The following is a 20,234-nucleotide window of genomic DNA, read 5'->3' as shown; positions in this document are numbered from 1 at the left end:
GTTGATGGATGATGCCCCGGGTTTCATCTCTCGCTCTGTCAGCCAGGCGACAATTTCCAGGAGTTTTCATGGGTATGCAGGTTTGGCGTTCGCGCCTGGAGACGGGGCAGTGGTTCAGTCCTGTTCTCTTAAAGGATAGTCTGCTGGCTGCGGCCCGGGTTCGGCATCTGGCGTCGGGGCAATTGCTCTTCAAACGCGGAGATCCGCCGTGCGGGTTGTATGCAGTCCTTGAAGGGGCGGTGCGCATTGGCGCGGTGAGCGAGCAGGGCAAGGAGGCGCTGCTGAGCCTGGTGGAGCCGCCGCACTGGTTTGGCGAAATCTGCCTGTTCGATGGCCAGCCGCGAACCCACGATGCTTATGCCGTTGGCCAGTGCAGCCTGTTGCACATCCCGCAAGCGACGCTGCTGAAGCTACTCGACCAACAACCGGTTTACTGGCGGCAACTGGCGTTGCTGATGAGCCACAAACTGCGCCTGACCTTCATCAACCTCGAACAGCTCAGCCTGATGCCAGCCCCGGCGCGCCTGGCGCATCGCTTGCTGATGATCGCCGAGGGTTACGGCGAACTGGATCCGCCGCGCCGTGTTCTGCAATTGCCTCAGGAGCAACTGGCGTCGATGTTGTCGTTGTCGCGCCAGACCACCAACCAGCTCCTCAAGGATTTGCAGGGGCAAGGAATCCTGAATCTCAAGTATGGCGAGATCGAGATTCTTGACGCCGAGCGGTTGCGAGCGTTGGTGGTGATCTAAAAAAGATCGCCATGTTATTGATGGGCTTTATCCGCGAACGCGCCTAGCCTGTGACGACGACAATCGAGGTGTGCCATGCGTGTGTTGCTAGTGGAAGACGAACCCGAGACCGCCAGCCTCCTGGCCAAAGGCATGAGCGAAGCGAGTTACGCGGTGGATGTGGCGCTCAATGGCATGGACGGCCGGCGCTTTATCGAGTCCGGTGAATACGAACTGATCATCCTCGACGTGATGCTGCCGGGGCTCAACGGCTGGCAATTGCTGCAGCAGATCCGCAAGCTCGGCGACACGCCGGTGCTGCTCCTCACCACCAAGGACGGCATCGAAGACCGGCTGCGCGGGTTGGAATTGCATGAAGATGATTACCTGCTCAAGCCGTTTGCCGTCAGTGAGCTGGTGAAGCGGGTGCGCAAGGTATTGCGGCGTAAACGTTGATGGCATGCGCTGAATTGAATGACGCTTTCGCGGGCAAGCCTCGCTCCTACAGGGGATCTGTGACCGTCAGAACGACATAAATCCCGTAGGAGCGAGGCTTGCCCGCCAAGAGAAACTCGAAGCACCTTTCGAATCTGTCACTGCAACCCATCCCGAAACTGCCCCGGCGTCATCCCGGTCCAGCGTTTGAATGCGCGGCTGAAGCTGCTGGTATCGGCGAACCCCAGCAGATAACTGATTTCGCCTAACGAACACAGTGGATCGCGCAGGTGCAGCAGCGCCAGGTTCTCCCGGCTTTCATTGAGCAGCGTATCGAACCGACAACCTTCATCCGCCAGGTGCCGTTGCAGGCTGCGCAGACTCAAGTGCAGCGCCTGGGCGATGCGATCGGCCGATGGTTCGCCTTCGGGTAATTGCTCTTCAATGGCGTCGCGAACCTTGCGTTCCCAGGTCAGGGGTTTGAGTTGCGCCAGGGTGCGTTTGAGCACGGTTTCGTTGTGCTCGGCCAGCTCCGCGTTGGCGTCGTCCAGGTGACTGTCGAAATCCACCAGGGCGAACTCCAGTCGGTCTTCATCAGCGTTGAAATACACCGGCGAGCGGAACACTTTGTGCCATTGATGCGGGTCGGCCGGTTCCGGACGGCGCAGGTAAACCGCCAGCGGGGCGTAGTCACGGCCCAGGCGATTGCGGCAGGTACGCACGTAAATCGCCGCGAAGGCGTCGATGGCCTCGAAGGCTGGCGCGGGGTTGCCTGGGGGGATTTTCAGGCGGAAGTAGTAACGATCTTCGGCGCGGATCAGTTCCAGATCCAGTGCGTTGCTGACCACTTGGTGATAACGCACGATGCGTTCGAAGACTTCCCGCAGGCTGCCACTGGCCACCAGCGCATAACCCAGCGCATGAAAGGTGGTGGGGCTGACAAAACGCGATACGCGCAAGCCAATCGCCGGATCGCCGCTGACCTGCACCGCGATTTGCCACAGGCGCGTGGTGGCGGACAACGGGTAACGGGCGTTCGGGTCGTCCATCAAGTGCGGGTCAAGCCCCGCCTGCTGGCACAGGGTTGTGCTGTCGAGCCCCAGCGCTTCGAGCTGCTTGCGCAGGGCACGGGTCCAGCTGGCGAGGGAAGTCGGTTCAGTCATGTTGAATGGCGCGTCCGGTCAACAGGTTGGCGTTCACGGCTACCGCTCTGTACAGCATCGCAAGGCAGGATGCGAACATCAATAACCAGAGGATGAAAGCATGGACGGTAGTTGTGCAAGTCACCAGCGACTGAATGCAGCACAGCGATCAGCGCATATTCGCCAGGTAGTATTGGCCAAAGGCGTCGAACTGCGTCAGCGCTACCCGATTCTTAACCATCAGGACGCCTTGGGCGCGGGCATTCTGGCCTTCGCGTTGGCCGGCATGATCGGTTGCGCAGCGCTTTACATCACCGGGTACATGGCCTGGTGGGTGTGCCTGTTGCTCAATGCATTTTTCGCCTCGCTGACCCACGAGCTGGAGCATGACCTGATCCACAGCATGTATTTCCGCAAACAGCGGGTGCCGCACAATCTGATGATGGGCCTGGTATGGCTGGCGCGACCGAGCACCATCAATCCCTGGATTCGCCGTCATTTGCACCTCAACCATCACAAAGTGTCCGGCACCGAAGCCGACATGGAAGAGCGGGCGATCACCAACGGTGAGCCGTGGGGAATCGCGCGGCTGTTGATGGTCGGCGACAACGTGATGTCGGCGTTCATCCGCCTGCTGCGGGCCAAGACCCGAGCGCACAAGTTCAGCATCCTCAAACGTTTTCTGAAGGTTTACGCACCGCTGGCGCTGGTGCATTGGGGGGCGTGGTACGTGTTTCTCGGTTTTCACGCCGCCAACGGCATTGCCCATCTGCTGGGGGCGCCCGTCGAATGGTCAGCGACTATTTTGGCGGTGATGCAGGTGATCGACATCGCGGTCGTGGTGATTATCGGTCCGAACGTATTGCGCACGTTCTGCCTGCATTTTGTCAGCTCGAACATGCATTACTACGGTGACGTGGAACCCGGCAATGTGATCCAGCAGACACAAGTATTGAACCCTTGGTGGATGTGGCCGTTACAAGCATTTTGCTTCAACTTCGGCAGCAGCCACGGGATCCATCATTTTGTGGTGAAGGAGCCGTTTTACATTCGGCAGATGACCGTGCCCGTGGCGCATAAGGTGATGCGCGAGATGGGCGTGCGGTTCAATGATTTCGGCACATTCGGGCGGGCGAACCGCTTTGTGCGCAAGGAAACCCCCGAGACGCAGAAGGTGCCTGTCGCTCAGGTTTGATGATGTAACCGGAAACTCAAATGCTGGTCATCAATTTGACCCAAAGGAACGATACGGTGTGACCCAAGCAGCGATTCGCATATGCATTTTCGGCCTATAAAGTGAATTAAATATTCCTTTATCGGATAGCCGATTCAGCCAATTATTGAGTCGCAGCCTGTTGATCAGCGCTAACCGCATTCGAGTTTCCGGGGCCGTCTCCTTGGCAGGGTGCGGTCCCTTTTTTATTCCAAGGCCAACCCTGTGGAAGCTCTGTGGCGAGGGGGCTTGCCCCCGTTGGGGTGCGAAGCGCCCCTTAGATCAGTTTACGACTGCTACGGAGTCTAACGGGGGCAAGCCCCCTCGCCACAGAGGCTCGCTCCTACATTCCTCAATATTCTATATTGGTCTTAATAAATAGCTTCTTATTCCTTAACGAATATAACTCTCCTCCCTATACTCGGTCACGAACAGACACGCGGCAGGAGAGTTTCCCCATGCGCAACGAATCAATTCGCTACCTGATTGTGCCGGGCTGGCAAGGATCGCCAGAAGATCATTGGCAAACCCATTGGCAGAACAGCCTGCCCAACAGTGCACGGGTGGAGCAGGCCGACTGGCTGACGCCTCGTCGCGAAGACTGGGTCGCGGCACTGGCCGAGACGATTGCCGCCGACAGCACGCCAGTGATTCTGATTGCCCACAGCCTGGGCTGCATCACCGTCGCCCATTGGGCGGCCACGGCGCCACTGAATTCTCTGCGCCAGGTGCGTGGTGCTTTGCTGGTTGCGCCAGCGGACGTCGAGCGCCCGGCCTGCGCGCCGGCCTTGCGTAATTTTGCGCCGATTCCGACAACGTTGTTGCCGTTCCCCAGTCAGGTTGTCAGCTCCGATAACGACAGCGCCGTGAGTGCGCCCCGGGCGATGGAGCTGGCCTGCAATTGGGGGGCCGAGGTGGGGATTTTATCGGGGGCTGGGCACATCAACGTGAAGTCCGGTCACCAGCGCTGGGAGCAAGGTTTTGCGTACCTCTATCGTCTGCAAAACCGCATGGAACAGCACGCCCTGCGTCGCGCTTGAACCCTTTATTCTTCTAAAAAACGCCCCCGCCTCCCAGCGGTTTTGGGGCGGGAGTCTGCCATGAGCCTGCATGAAACCTTCGGTCAGCCACTGCTGACCTTTCCTGACGCGGAAAAAAGCCCGCTGAGCATTCGCGCCAAAGCGTTGGTATTTGTCGATCCGCGTTCCCGACAGTTGCGCCAGGAGCTGGAACAATTGGCGCCACGCTCGATCTCGGTGTTGATTCGCGGTGAAAGCGGCAGCGGTAAAGAACTGCTGGCGCGGCACATCCATCGCGCCAGTGACCGGGGTGGATTGTTCGTTTCAGTCAATTGCGGGGCGATCAGCCCGACTTACGCCGACGCTGAACTGTTCGGCTATGCCGCCGGCAGTTACAGCGGTTCGGCCAGCAGTCGCGCTGGCTGGTTCGGTTCGGCCAATGGCGGCACGCTCTATCTGGACGAGATCGGCGACTTGCCGTTACCCATTCAGATCAAATTACTGGCAGCCCTGGAAAACCACGAAGTCACCCGCGTTGGTGCTCAGCAGCCAAGCCCGGTGGACGTACGTCTGGTGGCTGCCACCAGTATCGATCTGGCTCAAGCGGTGGCTGCCGGAAAGTTCCATGAGCGCCTTTATCACTACCTCAGTGAAGGCCTGCTCGAACTGCCGGCCTTGCGCGAACGGGTGGGTGATATTTTGTCGCTGGCCGAATACTTCCTCGGCATCTACAGCCAACGCCTCGCTCTGCCGGTGCCATTGATCAGCGACACTGCGCAGCGTCTGCTCGAACAGCACAGCTGGCCGGGCAATACCCGGGAGCTGGAGAACGTCATTCACTTTGCGTTGTTGGTGAGTACCGGTGAGGAGATTTTGCCGCAGCATTTGAATTTGCCCGAGGCACCCGTTTCGCTGCTACAGATCGAGCAGCAACTCAAACAGATACTCGGCAACGGCTCCGCCGCCGAGAAAGACGCCTTGAAACAACTACTCAAAACCACCGGGCTTCTGTAGGAGCGAAGCTTGCTCGCGAAGCAGGCGACTCGGTCTGTCTGGAGGGCGCCTTCGTGGGCAAGTCGGATCGCCGCACCGCCCGCTCCTACAGGGATTTGCGGGAGTTAGATCTGTATGAACAAAATGGAATATCAAAGTGAATAAAAGATATTGTTCGGGAATAAAAAATCCCGGTATTGTCCGCGTCACGCCAGCGATAGCACTTCACTGGCACTCGTACTAATCAGCCGTCGTCGATGATGGCCGCGAATTTCGATAAGGACACTGCATGAAAAAGGTTCTGTTGTTTACCGCATTGGCGGCTGCCCTGACTGCGGGCCTGGCCCAGGCTGGCGAGAAACTGGTGGTGGCGGCGACCCCGATTCCACATGCCGAAATTCTTGAACTGATCAAGCCGACCCTCGCCAAAGAAGGCGTGGACCTGGAGATCAAAGTCTTCACCGATTACGTTCAACCAAACGTGCAGGTCGACCAGAAGCGTCTGGACGCCAACTACTTCCAGACCCTGCCGTACCTGAAAAACTTCAACGAAGGCAAAGGCACTAATCTGGTGACCGTGATCGGTGTACACGTCGAACCGTTTGGCGGCTACTCGAAGAAAGTCAAAAGCCTGGCTGAGCTGAAAGACGGCGCAACCATCGCCATTCCCAACGAAGGCAGCAATAGCGGCCGTGCCCTGATCCTGTTGCAGAAGGCCGGCCTGATCGAGTTGAAAGATCCGAAAAACGCCGTGGCCACCCCGAAAGACATCGCCAAGAACCCGCACAAGTTCAAGTTCAAGGAGCTGGAATCGGCCATGCTGCCGCGTGTTCTGGATCAGGTCGACCTGGCCATGATCAACACCAACTATGCGCTGGACGCAGGCCTGAACCCGGCTAAAGATGCACTGGTGATCGAAGGTGCCGATTCGCCTTACGTGAATTACCTGGTGGCGCGCCCGGACAACAAGGACAACGTCGCCATCCAGAAACTGGCCAAAGCCCTGACCAGCCCGGAAGTGAAGGCATTCATCGACAAGAAATACAGCGGCGCGGTACTGCCGGCGTTCTGATCGACCGCCGTCAAACCTCTTCAAAGTTTCAACGCCGGCGGCTACTACAGCGTTGGCGTTTTTTGTTAGGCCAAGATCAAAAGATCGCAGCCTCGTTTCACTCGACAGCTCCTACAGGGATCTGCATTTCAATGTAGGAGCTGTCGAGTGAAACGAGGCTGCGATCTTTTGCTTTAAAGTTTCAGGCCGCCCGCGCCTTCAGCGCTTTGCGCAACGCCACCAGCCATTTCACAATATCTTGCGGATCCAGCTGCTGTGGCACGTGTATGTCAGCCATTTTTCTCTTCCTTGTGATGGTTCGGCCCTGAGTCTGGCCAAAAGCTGTGCATCCTTGGAGGGCTGTCTTGAAAAAAAGATCCTTCCTACAGCGCAAAGGAAAATAGCCGTCTTACATTGCCGCAACAAACAGCCAGAGAAGACGCTGCTCAATCCGGCCAACACCACGCCGGCTCATCCAGCATCCGCTGCCCGAGCATCCCGGTCTGGCCGAAATCCTTTTCCAGCACAATGCAATTGCATTCCGGGTCTTGCTGCAACGCCAAGATCAACCGTCGCGCATGAGACACCACCCACACCTGACACTGCCCGGACGCTCGAATGATCAAGCGCGCCAGCGTCGGCAACAGGTCCGGATGCAGACTGGTAGATTGGATTTGCCGCTGCCGTTGGGGCCGGTGATCAAGTTCAAACGGCCAAGTGGAATCACCAATTTATTGATCGAGCGGTAATTGGCCACCGCGAGGGTTTTGAGCATGAGCTGCTCATTGATCGTTCCCACGCTCCGCGTGGGAATGCATCCCGTGACGCTCCGCGTCACAGTGGACGCAGAGCGTCCATGGCGGCGTTCCCACGCAGAGCATGGGAACGATCAGTGGAGTATAAGGATCGCTCGTGCAGACGTGGAACACTGTTCTAAGCTCACAGTCGTATCGTCACTTGCACGTTCGTACAACGCAAAGGAGTTTGCATGGCGTGTCCCGGATTGAAATCAATGGTCGGCCTGAGCCTCATCGCCTTGCTGACCGCCTGTGGCGATAAACAGCCCGTCGAGAAAGACCGTCCACGCGTCTTCGTGCAAGAGGTCAAGCCAACCGATTACGCCGCCGCAGTGACACTCACCGGCGATGTCCAGGCGCGCGTGCAAACCGAGTTGTCGTTCCGTGTTGGCGGCAAGATCATCCAGCGTATGGTCGATGTCGGTGACCGGGTTTCGGCCAGACAAGTGCTGGCCAGACTTGACCCGAAAGATCTGCAGATCAGTGTCGACTCGGCCCAGGCCCAGGTCGTTGCCGAACAGGCCCGGGTCAAACAAACCGCCGCCGCCTTCGTCCGCCAACAGAAACTCCTGCCAAAGGGTTATACCAGCCAGAGCGAATATGACGCTGCTCAAGCCGCCTTGCGCAGCAGTCAAAGCGCGCTGAGCGCGGCTCAAGCGCAATTGGCCAACGCCCGTGATCAACTGAGCTATACCGCGTTGATTGCCGATGCGCCGGGGGTGATTACCGCGCGCCAGGCTGAAGTCGGCCAAGTGGTACAAGCCACGGTGCCGATTTTCAGCCTGGCTCGGGACGGCGAGCGTGACGCGGTTTTCAACGTTTATGAGTCACTGCTGAGTGAGCCGCCGTCGGATAGATCGATTGTGGTCAGCCTGCTCGACAACCCGAAAATCAAGACCACGGGCACCGTGCGGGAAGTCACGCCAACCGTGTCCGCGCAAACCGGCACGGTGCAAGTCAAAGTCAGCCTCGACAGTCTTCCCGAGGGCATGCAACTGGGCTCGGTGGTGAGCGCCACTGCCAAACCCGTCGGTAAAACCGCGGTAGAACTGCCTTGGTCGGCCCTGACCAAAAATGTCAGCGATCCGGCCGTGTGGCTGGTGGACGCCGAGGGCAAGGCGCAATTGCACACCGTCACCGTTGGCCGTTACCTGACCGGCAAAGTCATTGTCAGCGCTGGCCTTGATGGGGGCGAAAAAGTCATCACCGCGGGCGGCCAGTTACTGCATCCGGGCGTGCGCGTGGAGATTGTCGAAGATACCGACCAGCCCCTGGCGACAGGAGTCCAGCCATGAAGCGCCTGTTGCTGTTGTCCGCCGCTGCGCTACTGGTCGCCTGCTCCAAGGAGGAAGCGCCGCCAGAACCGGTCAGGCCGGTGTTGTCTGTGGAAGTGAAGGCCCTCAACCAAGAAAACCTCGGCCGGTTTGCCGGCAGCATTCAGGCCCGTTACGAAAGCAACGTCGGTTTCCGGGTGCCGGGGCGTATCGCCAGCCGTAACGTCGATGTGGGCGCCGAAGTGCAGAAGGGCGCGTTGCTCGCCACCCTCGATCCTACCGATCAGCAGAACCAGTTGCGCTCCGCCCAGGGTGATCTGGCGCGGATTCAGGCGCAGCTCATCAATGCTCAGGCCAACGCCCGGCGTCAGCAGGAACTGTTCAATCGCGGGGTTGGCGCGCAGGCGCAACTGGACATCGCCCAGACCGACCTGAAAACCACCCAGGCGTCCCTCGATCAAGCCAGGGCTGCTGTCGATCAGGCACAGGACCAACTCAACTACGTCGAGCTGCGCGCCGATCACAAAGCCATCGTCACTGCGTGGAATGCCGAAGCCGGGCAAGTGGTCACGGCCGGCCAGCAAGTGGTGACCCTGGCGCAGCCGGACATCAAGGAAGCGGTGATCGACCTGCCCGATACCCTGGTCGATCAGTTGCCAGCCGACGTGGTGTTCCAGGTGGCTTCACAACTGGACCCGAGCATCACCAGCACCGCCATCGTTCGCGAAATCGAACCCCAGGCGCAAAGCGCGACCCGCACCCGTCGCGCCCGTCTGAGCCTGGCCGATACGCCACCGGGCTTTCGCCTCGGCACGGCAATCAGCGTGACCCTCAGCTCCGCAATCAAGCCGCGCCTCGAACTGCCGGTGAGCGCGCTGCAGAAGGTCGATGGAAAACTGCGGATCTGGGTCGTTGATCCGCAGACGCAAACCGTCTCGCCCAGGGAAGTCAGCCTGATCAGCCAGACCGATGCGACGGTGATCCTGGCCAATGGCGTGAAAACCGGCGAGCGAGTGGTCAGCGCAGGTGTGAACAGCCTCAAACCGGGGCAGAAAGTGAAAATCGACGAGGACAGCCCGCAATGAAAGGGAGTTTCAACTTATCCGAGTGGGCCCTCAAGCATCAGTCGTTTGTCTGGTATTTGATGTTCGTTGCGCTGCTGATGGGCGTGTTCTCGTACCTGAACCTGGGGCGCGAAGAAGACCCCTCGTTCACCATCAAAACCATGGTGATCCAGACTCGCTGGCCCGGCGCGACCCAGGAACAGACACTCAAGCAGGTCACCGACCGGATCGAGAAAAAGCTCGAAGAACTCGACTCCCTCGACTACGTGAAAAGCTACACACGCCCAGGCGAATCAACGGTCTTCGTTAACCTGCTCGACACCACCAGTGCCAAGGACATTCCGCAGATCTGGTACCAGGTGCGCAAGAAGATCAACGACATTCGCGGTGACTTCCCCAAGGGCCTGCAAGGGCCGGGTTTCAACGATGAGTTCGGCGACGTGTTCGGTTCGGTGTATGCCTTTACCGCCGATGGCCTGTCGATGCGCCAGTTGCGCGATTACGTGGAACAGGTGCGTGCCGAAATCCGTGAAGTCCCGGGGCTGGGCAAGGTCGAGATGGTCGGCGAGCAGGATGAAGTCCTTTATCTGAATTTTTCCACCCGCAAACTCGCCGCCCTCGGCATCGATCAGCGCCAGGTGGTGCAGAGCCTGCAATCACAAAACGCCGTGACCCCGGCGGGGGTGATCGAGGCCGGTCCTGAGCGGATTTCGGTGCGGACTTCAGGCCAGTTTGCTTCTGAAAAAGACCTGGCCAACGTCAACCTCAAGCTCAACGATCGCTTCTATCGACTGGCCGACATCGCCAACATCAGCCGTGGCTACGTCGACCCGGCCACCCCGGAGTTTCGCTTCAATGGCCAGCCGGCCATTGGCCTGGCGATCGCCATGAAGAAGGGCGGCAACATTCAGGACTTCGGCAAGGCGCTGCACCAGCGCATGGATGAGCTGACGGCGGACCTGCCGGTGGGCGTCGGTGTGCACAATGTGTCCGACCAGGCCGACGTAGTGGAAGAAGCCGTCGGCGGTTTCACCAGTGCGCTGTTCGAAGCCGTGGTGATCGTGCTGATCGTCAGTTTCGTCAGCCTTGGCGTGCGCGCCGGGCTGGTGGTGGCGTGTTCGATTCCATTGGTGCTGGCGATGGTGTTCCTCTTCATGGAATACAGCGGCATCACCATGCAGCGGATTTCCCTGGGGGCACTGATCATCGCCCTCGGCTTGCTGGTGGACGATGCGATGATCACCGTGGAGATGATGGTCACGCGCCTGGAAATGGGTGAAACCAAAGAGCAGGCGGCGACCTTCGCCTACACCTCGACCGCATTCCCGATGCTCACCGGCACCTTGGTCACCGTCGCCGGTTTCGTGCCGATCGGCTTGAACGCAAGCTCGGCCGGTGAGTACACCTTCACGCTGTTCGCGGTGATCGCCGTGGCGATGCTGGTGTCGTGGATCGTCGCCGTGCTGTTCGCCCCGGTGCTGGGTGTGCATATTCTGAGCGCCAAGGTGAAACCTCACGACGAGGAGCCAGGGCGCATCGGTCGGGCATTCAATGGCGGCCTGCTCTGGGCCATGCGCAATCGCTGGTGGGCCATCGGCATCACCGTGGCGCTGTTTGTGCTCTCGGTGTTTTCCATGCAGTACGTGCAGAACCAGTTCTTCCCGTCCTCCGACCGCCCGGAAATTCTCGTCGACCTGAACCTGCCGCAAAACGCTTCGATCGCCGAAACCCGCAAGGTGGTGGACAAGCTTGAAGCGACGTTCAAGGACGACCCGGACATCGTGCGCTGGAGCACTTACATCGGCGAAGGGGCAATCCGCTTCTACCTGCCCCTCGACCAGCAGTTGCAAAACCCGTACTACGCACAACTGGTGATCGTCAGCAAAGGCCTGGAATCGCGCACGGCCCTGACCGAGCGTTTGCAAAAGCGCCTGCGCGAAGAATTCGTCGGTATCGGCAGTTACGTCCAGGCGCTGGAAATGGGCCCGCCGGTGGGGCGCCCGATTCAGTACCGGGTCAGCGGTAAAGACATCGATCAGGTGCGCAAACATGCGATTGCCCTGGCCACCGAGCTGGACAAGAACTCGCACATCGGCGAAATCATTTACGACTGGAACGAGCCGGGCAAAGTCTTGCGCATCGACATCGCCCAAGACCGGGCGCGGCAACTGGGGCTGTCGTCGGAGGATGTGGCGAACCTGATGAACAGCATCGTCGTCGGCTTGCCGGTTACGCAGGTCGATGATGATATCTACCTGATCAACGTGGTGGGCCGTGCCGAGGATGCCGAACGCGGCAGTCCGAAAACCCTGGAGAACTTGCAGATCGTCACCCCGAGCGGCACGTCGATTCCGCTGCTGGCCTTTGCCACGGTGCGGTATGAACTCGAGCAGCCGCTGGTGTGGCGTCGTGATCGCAAACCGACCATTACTATCAAGGCTGCAGTGCGCGACGAGATTCAGCCGACCGACCTGGTGCAACAGCTAAAGCCGGAGATCGACAAGTTCGCCGCCAGTTTGCCGGTGGGCTACAAAGTCGCCACCGGCGGTACCGTGGAGGAAAGCGGCAAGGCCCAGGGACCGATTGCCAAGGTGGTGCCGTTGATGCTGTTTTTGATGGCGACCTTCCTGATGATCCAGCTGCACAGTGTGCAGAAGCTGTTCCTGGTGGCCAGCGTCGCACCGCTCGGGTTGATTGGCGTGGTGCTGGCGCTGATCCCGACCGGTACGCCGATGGGCTTCGTGGCGATTCTGGGGATTCTGGCGCTGATCGGCATCATCATCCGCAACTCGGTGATTCTGGTGACCCAGATCGACTCTTTCGAGAAGAGCGGCTACACGCCGTGGGACGCAGTAGTGCAAGCCACGGAACACCGTCGCCGGCCGATTCTGTTAACGGCGGCGGCGGCGAGTTTGGGGATGATCCCGATTGCCCGGGAAGTGTTCTGGGGCCCGATGGCCTACGCGATGATTGGCGGGATCATCATCGCCACGTTGCTGACGCTGCTGTTTTTGCCGGCGCTGTACGTGGCCTGGTACAAGGTTCGCGAGCCGAAGAAAGAGGCGTAGAGGCGAGCGCTAATGATCGTTCCCACGCTCCGCGTGGGAATGCAGCCAGTGACGCTCTGCGTCACAGCCGCAGGGACGCAGAGCGTCCCAAGAGGCATTCCAACGCAGAGCGTGGGAACGATCAGTTGACTCGACGCCAGACACTCGCCAACCAGGGCTGCTGTTCCCGCGGCAGCCCCGCCGGCCGGTAGTAATGCTCAAGCTCCACAAACCCCGCCTCGGTCAGCATTCGTTGCCACACCTGAAGGTCGTAATACGCCCCATAACGCGGCCCGTTCCAGCCTTCCTGATTCTCGCCACGGGGATTGGAGCTGAACAACACGCCACCTGGTTTCAACGCCCCACGCAGTTCCTTCAGCACCCGAGGCAACTCCTGACTCGGAATGTGAAACAGCACCGCATTGGCAAAAATCCCGTCAAACCGCTCGGCCGGCAGGTCAAGCTTCAGGAAGTCCTGCTGCCAGACTTCACAACCACTGTCCTCCCGGGCCATCTGCGCAAACTTTTCCGAACCGTCGAGGCCGACAGCGGTGTGGCCCAGGCGCGTGAAGGTTTTCAGATCTCGGCCAGGGCCACAGCCGAAGTCGAGAATGCTGAACGGCGCCTCACCCCGAATATGCCGCAACAGGGCATCGATGTTCTGGCTGACATCGTGGTCACGAGTACCTTCACGGAAGTCCTCGGCCACTGCGTTGTAATGGTCCAGGGTGGTGGAGGTGATCTGCTCCAGGTCGTCGGGAGTCTGTTTCATGGTTGGCTGCGCAGGTAATTGGGATTAGCCGAATATACGCCGGAGGCTGCTGCGCAGCCATCGCGAGCAGGCTCGCTCCCACAAAAGGCTCTCGCCACAATGAGTGTTCGCAACATGCCTAGCGTTTGTTCAACCCCCGCGCCAACCGATCCCCACCCAACTGAATCATCGCCACCAACACCACTAGCAATACAATCACCGTCAGCATGATCTGGCTGTCAAACCGCTGATACCCATACCGATAAGCGATGTCCCCCAACCCGCCGGCCCCAATCGCCCCGGCCATGGCCGAGGAGTTGATCATCGTCACCAACGTAATGGTAAAACCCCCGACAATTCCCGGTAGCGCTTCGGGCAGCAGCACATGCCAGACGACATGCCAGCGTCGGCAGCCCATCGCCTGCGCCGCTTCGATCAATCCATGGTCGACTTCCCGCAAGCTGACTTCGGCAATACGCGCAAAGAATGGCGTGGCAGCGATTGTCAGTGGCACTACAGCAGCCCATACGCCGTAGGTGGTACCGACGATCAACCGGGTGAACGGAATCAGCGCCACCATCAGAATCAAAAAGGGAATCGAGCGAAATAGATTCACGAACGCGCCCAATGCACGGTTCAGCGCCGGTGCTTCGTAGATCCCGCCTTTGGTGCTGGTGACCAGAATCACCGCCAGCGGAATGCCCGCCAACAACGCGATCAGCGACGACACACCCACCATCAAAAACGTGTCGATAAAACCTTGAAGCAAGCGATCAAACCCCATAACCCAGCACCTCCACTTGTTGCGCCCAGCGGCCAGCGCGCTGACGCAAATCCTCGGTGCCGAGGGATGAACCGGTCACCGCCAGCAGCAATTGCCCGAGCGCATGCCCCTGAATTCGTTCCACACCCCCTTGCAGCAAGCGCACGCGACCACCGAGGGCGCTGAACAGCGCCGCCAGGTCTGGCTCTTCGCTGGCGCTACCGGTGAATTGCAAACGCAGCACCACGCTGGCATCCGAAGACGGCGGCTGCGCCCGCAAACGGTTTTGCAGTTCTTCTGGCAGGGCGTGTTGCAATGGCGCGAGCAAGGTCTTGCTGACTTCATGCTGCGGGTTGCCAAAAACTTCCCAGACCGGCCCTTGCTCGACGACTCGCCCGTGCTCCAGCACCACGACCCGATCACAGATATCGCGGATCACCGCCATCTCGTGGGTGATCAGCACGATGGTCAAACCCAGGCGCTGATTGATCTCGCGCAGCAGGCCGAGGATCGATTGCGTAGTTTCCGGATCCAGTGCCGACGTCGCCTCGTCACACAGCAGAATCTGCGGGTCATGCACCAGCGCGCGGGCGATGCCGACGCGTTGTTTCTGCCCGCCGGAAAGCTGCGCCGGATAGGCTGTGTGTTTGCCTTGCAGGCCCACCAATTCCAGCAGCTCGCGAACTTTCTGCTCGCGCGTCTCCCTGGGCACGCCGGCGACTTTCAGCGGCAATTCGACGTTCTGCCAAACCGTCTTGGCCGACATCAGGTTGAAGTGCTGGAAGATCATGCCGATGCGCCGCCGCAGCGCCACCAGACGATCTTCGTCGAACTCGGCGATGTCCACTTGATCGATCAGTACCCGCCCCGTGCTCGGCTGTTCGAGGCGGTTGATGGTGCGGATCAGCGACGACTTGCCGGCGCCGCTGCGACCGATAATGCCGAACACTTCGCCGCGCAGGATCGCCAGGTCGATGCCGTGCAAGGCCGCCACCGGACCGTGCTGGCCGTTGTAGGTTTTGCCCAGGCCGATGAAGCGCACGTGGGCGCGATTGAGGTCGGGGTGCAGTTCGGTTTGTGTGGCGTTATGTGGCTCCAGAAGTTCCAGTCGCCGTTGGATCGCGGCCGTCATGCTCAACTTTCCCAACCGGCTTGATAGAGCTTGCCATGGGCTTTATCCAGCGCCGCACGAACAGCGGGCGAATGCTGGTAGATGTCGACGAATTTGATCAGCCGCGGGTCGGTTTTGCTTTTCGGCTGGATCACGAACTGGATCACGTATTCCTTGTGATCGAGGCCATCGAACAGCAGGGCGGAACTGGCATCGAAGGTCTTCGAGAGGCGAATGTAGGCCGGGTAACCCTGAACCAGATCGGCGTCGTCGTAGGCGCGCACCAGTTGCACGGCCTCGACTTGAAGGATTTTGATTTGCTTCGGGTTGGCAATGATGTCTTCTTCGGTGGCCTTGTAGCCGACGCCCGGTTTGAGGGTGATCAGCCCGGCCTTTGCCAGCAGTTGCAGGCCGCGACCGCTGTTGATCGGGTCGTTGGCGATGGCCACGCTGGCACCTTCGGGCAACGCGTCGAAGCTTTTGTATTTTTTCGAGTAAAGGCCAACGTTGTTGATGATCCCCGGGGCGAACGGCACCAGGTCAAAACCGGCGGCGGCCTTGGCGTTTTCCAGGAACGGGATGTGCTGGAAATAATTCACGTCGATGTCGCCCGAGGCGAGGCTGACGTTGGGGGCGATCCAGTCGCTGAACTCCACCAGTTCGACTGTCAGGCCTTGTTTGTTGGCTTCTTCTACGGCGGCTTCCAGGGGAATGGCGAAGGCGGCGGTGGTACCGACCTTCAGCGGCGGGTCGGCGGCGAAGGTGATGGAGCTGAAGAGGCCGAGGGCCAGGGCCAGTGCTTTGACTGGGTGGGAGAGGAGCTTCTTGGTCATGATGAGTTTTCCAGTCAAGTTAAGGCGATCGTTCCCACGCTCCGCGTGGGAACGATCAGGGTCGGGGGTTAGTGTCGGTAATGGGAACCGATGTGTTGCCCAGGCAAATGCGCCCCTTCGTGAAACAGCTTTTCCCGCAGGCTGCCGTTGTCATAAGCGGTCTTGTATGACCCTCGGCGCTGCAACTCCGGAATCACCAGTTCAATGAAATCCACATAGCTTTCCGGGGTGACGATCCGTGTCAGGTTGAAGCCGTCCAGACCGGTTTCGGCGATCCATGATTCCAGTTCATCGGCTACCTGCTCAGGCGAGCCGACCACAGTGATGTAGCGACCACCGAGGGCGTGTTGTTCCAGCAATTTGCGGCGGGTCCAATCGTTGTTTTGCAGGTTCCTGGTGGCGGACTGGATGGCGTTGCTCTTCACGTACTGGATCGGTTCGTCGAGTTCGTACCCGGAAAAATCGATCCCGGTGGACGCCGAAAAATGCGCCACACCGGCCTCGGCGCTGGCGTAGCTCAGGTACTCGGCGTGTTTGGCCCAGGCCAGCTCCTCTGTCTCACCGACGATCACGTTCAAGCCCATGAACACCTTGATGTCCCAGGGATTGCGCCCGGCTTCGACGGCGCTGGCGCGCACTTTGTCCACCTGGACCCGGGTCGCCGGTTTGTTCTGGCCGCTGATGAACACGCACTCGGCATGCCGACCGGCGAACAGCAAACCGCGATCGGAACTGCCGGCCTGGAACAGCACCGGCGTGCGTTGCGGCGACGGTTCGCAGAGGTGATAACCCTCGACCTGATAGAACTCGCCCTTGTGTTCGACCTTGTGCACTTTGTCTGGCTGGGCGTAGATCCGCTGTTCGCGGTCGTTGAGCACCGCGTCGTTTTCCCAACTGCCCTCCCAGAGTTTGTAGAGCACTTGCAGGTATTCGTCGGCCTGGTCGTAGCGGCGGTCGTGTTCCACCTGTTCGCTCAGGCCCATGGCCTTGGCGGCGCTGTCGAGGTAGCCGGTGACGATGTTCCAGCCGACCCGCCCCCGGCTCAAATGATCAAGCGTGGACAGACGCCGGGCGAACAGGTACGGCGGTTCGTAGGTCAGGTTGGCGGTCAGGCCGAAGCCGAGGTTTCTGGTGACGGCGGCCATGGCCGAGACCAGCAGCAGCGGGTCGTTGACCGGCAACTGAATCGACTCTTTGAGCGGCACGTCCACCGCGTTTTGATAGACGTCGTACACGCCGACAATGTCGGCAATGAACAACCCGTCGAACAGTCCGCGTTCCAGCAACTGAGCCAGTTCAGTCCAGTACTCGATGGTTTTGTACTGGGTCGACGTGTCCCGTGGATGCGTCCACAGGCCATGGTTGATGTGCCCGATGCAGTTCATGTTGAACGCATTGAGCAGGATTTTCTTTTTCGCATCAGCCATCAGATGGTCCCTCGCAATGGAGGGTTTTCATCGTTGAGGTAGTAATTGCCGATGGCGTGATATTTCCAGCGCACCGGGTCGTGCAGGGTATGTACCCGAGCGTTGCGCCAGTGGCGATCCAGACCGTGTTCGGCCAGGGTCGCCTGGCTGCCGGCCAGTTCGAACAGTGTGCTGCCGGCGGCGAGGGAGATTTCGGTGCTGATGGCCCGGGCTTCAGCGACGGCAATCGACGCGGCGGCGACGGTCTGGGCATTGGTGTCGGCCTGGGCCTGATCGAGGAATTCGCCGGAACGTGCCAACAAGGCTTCGGCCGCGTGCAGGCGAATGCTCAAGTGGCCGAAACTCTTGATGGTCAATGGGTCTTGGGTAGCGGTGTCGTTACCGGAATCAATCCACGGTCGGGTTTTGGTGCGCACAAAATGCAGGGCATCTTCATAGGCGGCGCGGGCAATACCGGTGTCGATGGCGGCGTGGAGAATCTGCGCCAACGGGCCGACAGTGGTCGGGCGCTCGAACGCGCTTTGAAACGGGAGCACATCTTCGGCGGCGACGTAGACATCCTCGAACACCACTGAACCGCTGCCGGTGGTGCGCTGGCCGAAACCACTCCAGTCGTCGATCACCGTCAGGCCTTTGCTGTTGCGCGGGACGAAGGCCAGTTGCTGCACGCCATTTTCGTCCACCACTGACGTCGGGATGCGCTGGGCGTAAATCGCGCCGGTGGCGTAGAACTTGCGGCCGTTGATGCGGTAGCCATTGCCATCGCGAGTCAGGCGGGTGACGCGATCATGGGCGGTTTTGGTGCCCAGTTCCGCGAGTGCATTGCCGAAGCGCTGGCCGGCCAACACGTCTGCGTACAGGCGTTTTTTCTGCTCATCAGTACCGTTCACACGCAGCACTTCAAGGGCATAGAAATGGTTCTGCGGGATTTGTCCGAGGGAGCCGTCGGCCTGGGCGATCAACGCGATGACCTTGGCCAGGGTGACGTTGGAAACCCCGGCACCGCCGTATTCCTTTGGCACGCTGATGCCCCAAAGACCCGAACGGGAAAACACTTCCAGTTCCGGGTACGGCAAACGACGCTCGCGGTCGCGCAAGGCGCTGTCGCGTTGGAAGTCGTCGGCCAGGTCACTGGCAATAATCAGGGCTTGCTCGTCGCTGGTGATGACCGCGACGGGGTGAGAAAGAGTCATGTGTTTCTCCAGGGATCTGGTCAAAAAGGTTCTGGTCGTCAGATCCACGAATGCCGCGCAGGCAAGGTTCCATTGAGGTGGTAAGCGCCAACCGCGTGATACTTCCAGCGCACCGGGTCGTGCAGCGTGTGCACCCGGGCATTGCGCCAGTGACGGTCGAGATTGAATTCAGCGAGAGTGGCGCGGCTGCCGGCCAGCTCGAAGAGCTTTTCGCTGGCCAGCAGCGAGATCTCGGTGGTCAGCACTTTGGCTTCAGCCACGGCAATCGAGGCGCGCGCAGCGGACTCGACGGTGAGCGGCGCGGCGTTGACCTGGTCGAGTACTTGCCCGGCCTTGCGCAACAACGCTTCGGCGGCATGCAGTTCGATTTTCAGCTTGCCGATGTCGGCGATCACATAGAGGTCGTCGCTGGCCCGGTCGACCTTGGCATCGATCCAGGGGCGTGCGCGCTTTTGCACGAATTCGATGGCGTCATCGATGGCGCCCCGGGCAATGCCAGCGTCGATGGCTGCTTGAATCAACTGCGACACGGCGCCTTGAGTATTTGGGCTGTCGTTGATCTTCCAGTTATCCACCACCAGTTCGGCGTCGACCCGCACGTTGTTGAGCAAAAGGGTGCCGCTGGCCGTGGTGCGCTGGCCGAAGCCCGACCAGTCATCAACGATGCGCAGCCCAGGTGTACCGCGACGGACGAAGGCCAGCACCTGCTTGCCGTCGTCATTCAGCGCCTTGACGGCCACCCAATGGGCGAACAACGCGCCGGTGGAATAGAACTTCTGACCGTTGATGACAAAGCCATCGCCGTCGGCGCTGATCCGCGCCTTGAGTTCCAGAGTATTTTTGGTCCCGCGCTCCGGTCCCGCGTTACCGATTCGCCAGCCTTCGAGCACGCTTTTGAACAGCTGCTTTTTCTGCGATTCGGTGGCGCTGCCGAGGATCAGGTTGAGGATTCCAAACTGGTTCTGCGGGATCTGCCCTAACGCCGGGTCGGCCGCGGAAATGATCGCGAACACCGAGGCCAGGGTGACGAATGAAACTTGCGGGCCGCCGTACTCACGCGGGATGGAAATACTGCCCAGACCGCTGCGGGTAAACTGCTCGATCTCCGACCACGGCAGCTTGCGCTGCTGGTCACGTTTGGCTGCTTGCAGGCGGGCGACTTGCGCCAGCTCATGGGCCGCCTTGATGGCTTGTGCGTCGTTGCGCAAGACCTGCGCGGGCAACAACAGGGGGGCGATGTCCAGATCACTCTGGACGATTGCATCTGCCAGACTGGACATCAGTGCCGCTCCTTGGCTGCACGCAATGCCCTGGCGATTTGCACTGGGGTGATTGTGTTCCGGACCATACCTACCTCACATCTCATGAAAGCGCCGCAAGGGTTGCGGCGAAC

General features: G+C 59.8%; 18 protein-coding genes and 1 pseudogene. 9 read left to right on the top strand and 10 right to left on the bottom strand.

Annotation, left to right across the window (positions count from 1 at the left end; translation table 11 throughout):
* The first annotated feature begins 68 nt into the window (after positions 1–68).
* Together BZL43_RS18025 and BZL43_RS18020 are read left to right on the top strand one after the other, a co-directional pair.
* A complete protein-coding gene (locus BZL43_RS18025) occupies positions 69–749 on the top strand; it encodes a Crp/Fnr family transcriptional regulator (protein ID WP_095633559.1) in 681 nt (226 codons plus the stop codon).
* Positions 750–824: 75 nt separating this feature from the next.
* Positions 825–1,184, top strand: a complete 360-nt coding sequence (locus BZL43_RS18020; protein ID WP_095633558.1) for a response regulator — start codon at positions 825–827, stop codon at positions 1,182–1,184.
* Between the two features lie 137 nt (positions 1,185–1,321).
* On the opposite strand, the gene BZL43_RS18015 is transcribed toward BZL43_RS18020, so the two are convergent.
* Entirely contained in the window at positions 1,322–2,326 is a 1,005-nt protein-coding gene (locus BZL43_RS18015; RefSeq protein WP_095633557.1) for an AraC family transcriptional regulator, read from the bottom strand.
* 100 nt (positions 2,327–2,426) lie between these two features.
* Between BZL43_RS18015 and BZL43_RS18010 the strand changes: the two genes are divergently transcribed.
* The 4 genes from BZL43_RS18010 to BZL43_RS17995 all read left to right on the top strand — a co-directional run bounded on the left by BZL43_RS18010 (position 2,427) and on the right by BZL43_RS17995 (position 6,602).
* Entirely contained in the window at positions 2,427–3,500 is a 1,074-nt protein-coding gene (locus tag BZL43_RS18010; RefSeq protein WP_095633556.1) for a fatty acid desaturase, read from the top strand.
* A 476-nt stretch (positions 3,501–3,976) separates the two neighbouring features.
* Positions 3,977–4,558: an alpha/beta hydrolase gene (locus BZL43_RS18005; RefSeq protein ID WP_095633555.1), complete on the top strand. Its 582-nt coding sequence runs from the start codon at positions 3,977–3,979 to the stop codon at positions 4,556–4,558.
* 60 nt (positions 4,559–4,618) lie between these two features.
* Positions 4,619–5,551 carry a sigma 54-interacting transcriptional regulator gene (locus BZL43_RS18000; RefSeq protein ID WP_095633554.1) on the top strand — a complete coding sequence of 311 codons (933 nt, stop codon included), beginning with the start codon at positions 4,619–4,621 and terminating at the stop codon, positions 5,549–5,551.
* A gap of 268 nt (positions 5,552–5,819) precedes the next feature.
* A complete protein-coding gene (locus tag BZL43_RS17995; protein WP_095633553.1) occupies positions 5,820–6,602 on the top strand; it encodes a MetQ/NlpA family ABC transporter substrate-binding protein in 783 nt (260 codons plus the stop codon).
* 425 nt (positions 6,603–7,027) lie between these two features.
* Here BZL43_RS17995 and BZL43_RS17990 read toward each other — a convergent pair.
* Together BZL43_RS17990 and BZL43_RS28005 are read right to left on the bottom strand one after the other, a co-directional pair.
* Positions 7,028–7,246: pseudogene (locus BZL43_RS17990) on the bottom strand (AAA family ATPase); the annotation flags it as partial.
* A complete protein-coding gene (locus tag BZL43_RS28005; RefSeq protein ID WP_143517874.1) occupies positions 7,204–7,356 on the bottom strand; it encodes an AAA family ATPase in 153 nt (50 codons plus the stop codon). The pseudogene BZL43_RS17990 and the gene BZL43_RS28005, both read right to left, overlap by 43 nt.
* A gap of 213 nt (positions 7,357–7,569) precedes the next feature.
* Here BZL43_RS28005 and BZL43_RS17985 point away from each other — a divergent pair, with 213 nt between their 5' ends.
* The 3 genes from BZL43_RS17985 to BZL43_RS17975 are packed head-to-tail and all read left to right on the top strand — an operon-like array spanning position 7,570 to position 12,784.
* Positions 7,570–8,673, top strand: coding sequence for an efflux RND transporter periplasmic adaptor subunit (locus BZL43_RS17985; protein ID WP_095633552.1), 1,104 nt, complete (start codon positions 7,570–7,572; stop codon positions 8,671–8,673).
* Positions 8,670–9,737, top strand: a complete 1,068-nt coding sequence (locus BZL43_RS17980) for an efflux RND transporter periplasmic adaptor subunit (protein ID WP_095633551.1) — start codon at positions 8,670–8,672, stop codon at positions 9,735–9,737. Before BZL43_RS17985 ends, BZL43_RS17980 begins: the two co-directional genes overlap by 4 nt.
* Positions 9,734–12,784 carry an efflux RND transporter permease subunit gene (locus BZL43_RS17975; RefSeq protein WP_095633550.1) on the top strand — a complete coding sequence of 1,017 codons (3,051 nt, stop codon included), beginning with the start codon at positions 9,734–9,736 and terminating at the stop codon, positions 12,782–12,784. The genes BZL43_RS17980 and BZL43_RS17975 overlap by 4 nt, the downstream gene beginning before the upstream one ends.
* Positions 12,785–12,905: 121 nt before the next feature.
* On the opposite strand, the gene BZL43_RS17970 is transcribed toward BZL43_RS17975, so the two are convergent.
* The 7 genes from BZL43_RS17970 to BZL43_RS17940 form a co-directional block, all read right to left on the bottom strand.
* Positions 12,906–13,535: a bifunctional 2-polyprenyl-6-hydroxyphenol methylase/3-demethylubiquinol 3-O-methyltransferase UbiG gene (locus tag BZL43_RS17970; RefSeq protein WP_095633549.1), complete on the bottom strand. Its 630-nt coding sequence runs from the start codon at positions 13,533–13,535 to the stop codon at positions 12,906–12,908.
* 118 nt (positions 13,536–13,653) lie between these two features.
* Positions 13,654–14,298 (bottom strand): methionine ABC transporter permease, encoded by a 645-nt coding sequence (locus BZL43_RS17965; protein ID WP_095633548.1) that lies wholly within the window; start codon positions 14,296–14,298, stop codon positions 13,654–13,656.
* The gene (locus BZL43_RS17960; RefSeq protein ID WP_095633547.1) at positions 14,288–15,409 is read right to left on the bottom strand and encodes a methionine ABC transporter ATP-binding protein; all 1,122 of its coding nucleotides are present in this window, start codon (positions 15,407–15,409) and stop codon (positions 14,288–14,290) included. The genes BZL43_RS17965 and BZL43_RS17960 overlap by 11 nt, the downstream gene beginning before the upstream one ends.
* Positions 15,410–15,411: 2 nt before the next feature.
* A complete protein-coding gene (locus tag BZL43_RS17955) occupies positions 15,412–16,221 on the bottom strand; it encodes a MetQ/NlpA family ABC transporter substrate-binding protein (RefSeq protein ID WP_095633546.1) in 810 nt (269 codons plus the stop codon).
* A gap of 68 nt (positions 16,222–16,289) precedes the next feature.
* Positions 16,290–17,648, bottom strand: coding sequence for an LLM class flavin-dependent oxidoreductase (locus BZL43_RS17950; protein WP_095633545.1), 1,359 nt, complete (start codon positions 17,646–17,648; stop codon positions 16,290–16,292).
* The gene (locus BZL43_RS17945) at positions 17,648–18,841 is read right to left on the bottom strand and encodes an SfnB family sulfur acquisition oxidoreductase (protein WP_095633544.1); all 1,194 of its coding nucleotides are present in this window, start codon (positions 18,839–18,841) and stop codon (positions 17,648–17,650) included. The genes BZL43_RS17950 and BZL43_RS17945 overlap by 1 nt, the downstream gene beginning before the upstream one ends.
* 38 nt (positions 18,842–18,879) lie before the next feature.
* Entirely contained in the window at positions 18,880–20,121 is a 1,242-nt protein-coding gene (locus BZL43_RS17940) for an SfnB family sulfur acquisition oxidoreductase (protein ID WP_095633543.1), read from the bottom strand.
* Positions 20,122–20,234: the final 113 nt, after the last annotated feature.

The organism is Pseudomonas sp. PICF141, from assembly GCF_002286815.1.
Classification (GTDB): Bacteria; Pseudomonadota; Gammaproteobacteria; order Pseudomonadales; family Pseudomonadaceae; genus Aquipseudomonas.
Note: the sequence above shows the minus strand (reverse complement) of the source record. Positions and strands in the feature narration are given on the sequence as shown.

What these genes read in the sequence shown, in the direction of transcription:
- BZL43_RS17975 (WP_095633550.1), top strand. Translation starts at nt 9,734, where the DNA reads ATGAAAGGGAGTTTCAACTTATCCGAGTGGGCCCTCAAGCATCAGTCG.
- BZL43_RS17960 (WP_095633547.1), bottom strand. Translation starts at nt 15,409, where the DNA reads ATGACGGCCGCGATCCAACGGCGACTGGAACTTCTGGAGCCACATAAC.
- BZL43_RS18010 (WP_095633556.1), top strand. Translation starts at nt 2,427, where the DNA reads ATGGACGGTAGTTGTGCAAGTCACCAGCGACTGAATGCAGCACAGCGA.
- BZL43_RS17950 (WP_095633545.1), bottom strand. Translation starts at nt 17,648, where the DNA reads ATGGCTGATGCGAAAAAGAAAATCCTGCTCAATGCGTTCAACATGAAC.
- BZL43_RS18025 (WP_095633559.1), top strand. Translation starts at nt 69, where the DNA reads ATGGGTATGCAGGTTTGGCGTTCGCGCCTGGAGACGGGGCAGTGGTTC.
- BZL43_RS17965 (WP_095633548.1), bottom strand. Translation starts at nt 14,298, where the DNA reads ATGGGGTTTGATCGCTTGCTTCAAGGTTTTATCGACACGTTTTTGATG.
- BZL43_RS28005 (WP_143517874.1), bottom strand. Translation starts at nt 7,356, where the DNA reads ATGCTCAAAACCCTCGCGGTGGCCAATTACCGCTCGATCAATAAATTG.
- BZL43_RS18020 (WP_095633558.1), top strand. Translation starts at nt 825, where the DNA reads ATGCGTGTGTTGCTAGTGGAAGACGAACCCGAGACCGCCAGCCTCCTG.
- BZL43_RS18000 (WP_095633554.1), top strand. Translation starts at nt 4,619, where the DNA reads ATGAGCCTGCATGAAACCTTCGGTCAGCCACTGCTGACCTTTCCTGAC.
- BZL43_RS18015 (WP_095633557.1), bottom strand. Translation starts at nt 2,326, where the DNA reads ATGACTGAACCGACTTCCCTCGCCAGCTGGACCCGTGCCCTGCGCAAG.
- BZL43_RS17995 (WP_095633553.1), top strand. Translation starts at nt 5,820, where the DNA reads ATGAAAAAGGTTCTGTTGTTTACCGCATTGGCGGCTGCCCTGACTGCG.
- BZL43_RS17945 (WP_095633544.1), bottom strand. Translation starts at nt 18,841, where the DNA reads ATGACTCTTTCTCACCCCGTCGCGGTCATCACCAGCGACGAGCAAGCC.
- BZL43_RS17980 (WP_095633551.1), top strand. Translation starts at nt 8,670, where the DNA reads ATGAAGCGCCTGTTGCTGTTGTCCGCCGCTGCGCTACTGGTCGCCTGC.
- BZL43_RS17955 (WP_095633546.1), bottom strand. Translation starts at nt 16,221, where the DNA reads ATGACCAAGAAGCTCCTCTCCCACCCAGTCAAAGCACTGGCCCTGGCC.
- BZL43_RS17940 (WP_095633543.1), bottom strand. Translation starts at nt 20,121, where the DNA reads ATGTCCAGTCTGGCAGATGCAATCGTCCAGAGTGATCTGGACATCGCC.
- BZL43_RS17970 (WP_095633549.1), bottom strand. Translation starts at nt 13,535, where the DNA reads ATGAAACAGACTCCCGACGACCTGGAGCAGATCACCTCCACCACCCTG.
- BZL43_RS17985 (WP_095633552.1), top strand. Translation starts at nt 7,570, where the DNA reads ATGGCGTGTCCCGGATTGAAATCAATGGTCGGCCTGAGCCTCATCGCC.
- BZL43_RS18005 (WP_095633555.1), top strand. Translation starts at nt 3,977, where the DNA reads ATGCGCAACGAATCAATTCGCTACCTGATTGTGCCGGGCTGGCAAGGA.